Source organism: Phytoactinopolyspora endophytica, assembly GCF_004138495.1.
Taxonomy (GTDB): domain Bacteria; phylum Actinomycetota; class Actinomycetes; order Jiangellales; family Jiangellaceae; genus Phytoactinopolyspora; species Phytoactinopolyspora endophytica.
In genome coordinates, this window is sequence record NZ_ML142853.1 from 449,274 (window position 1) to 450,635 (window position 1,362).

The window sequence follows — 1,362 nt, forward strand, 5'->3', positions numbered from 1 at the left end:
GCGGCGTGATCACCTACATCCGAGTGATCGACGGCCGGCTGCACCCCCGCGAACGTATTGTGATGATCTCCACGAAGACGACGCACGAGCTGCTGGAGATCGGCGTGATCTCTCCGGAGATGCAGCCCAGCTCCGGCCTGGGCGTCGGTGAGGTGGGCTATCTGATCACCGGCGTCAAGGATGTCCGCCAGTCGAGAGTGGGCGACACCGTGACGAACGCCGCGCGGCCGGCGGCCGAGCCACTCGCCGGATATCGCGACCCGAAGCCCATGGTCTTCTCCGGTCTGTACCCGTTGGACGGTTCCGACTACCCCGACCTTCGCGAGGCTCTGGACAAGCTGAGGCTCAACGACGCGGCCCTGGTGTACGAGCCGGAGACCTCCGGCGCCCTGGGTTTCGGGTTCAGGTGCGGCTTTCTCGGGCTGCTGCATCTGGAGATCGTCCGGGAGCGCCTGGAGCGAGAGTTCGGCATCGATCTGATCTCGACCGCGCCGAACGTCGTGTACGACGTCCTCATGGAGGACGGCGAAGAGCACATCGTCACCAACCCGAGCGAGTTTCCGACCGGGAAGATCGCATCCGTCCGCGAGCCGATGGTCCGGGCCACGGTGCTGGCGCCGAGCGAGTTCGTCGGCGCGATCATGGAGCTGTGCCAGTCCCGCCGCGGCGCGATGCTGGGCATGGATTATCTCTCCGAGGACCGGATCGAGCTGCGCTACACGCTTCCCCTGGCAGAGATCGTGTTCGACTTCTTCGATGCTTTGAAGTCACGCACCCGTGGCTACGCCAGCCTCGACTACGAGCCGACGGACGACGCCGAGTCGGACCTGGTCAAGGTCGACATCCTGCTGCACGGAGACCCGGTCGACGCCTTCAGCGCCATCGTCCACAAAGACAAGGCGTACGCCTATGGCGTCGCCATGGCGTCCAAGCTCAAGGAGCTCATCCCACGACAACAGTTCGAGGTGCCGATTCAGGCGGCAATCGGATCCCGCGTCATCGCACGCGAGAATATCCGGGCCATCCGCAAGGACGTGCTCGCCAAGTGCTACGGCGGTGACATCACACGGAAGCGCAAGCTCTTGGAGCGGCAGAAGGAAGGCAAGAAGCGGATGAAGATGGTCGGCCGGGTCGAGGTGCCGCAGGAGGCGTTCATCGCGGCGCTCTCCTCGGACTCTGCAGGCGGCCAGGCGACCAAGGGCTCGAAATGACGACGCCGAGCCAGAACTTTGGGCCAAGGCCCCCAACCTGGTATCTTGGTCGATTGCGTGACGCGCAACCTCAAGCGCCGATACGCTGGCATGCCTTACGCCGCCCGCAAGGTCCCCACCCTTGCGTGTCCACGGGCGCGCCGCACACCCT

At 65.0% G+C, this 1,362-nt stretch carries 1 protein-coding gene; it reads left to right on the top strand.

The window, feature by feature from the left end:
- Window positions 1–1,211, top strand: a 1,211-nt coding sequence (gene lepA / locus ELR45_RS40830) for a translation elongation factor 4 (RefSeq protein ID WP_240759595.1), incomplete at its 5' end; no start/stop codon positions are given.
- Window positions 1,212–1,362 lie beyond the last annotated feature (151 nt).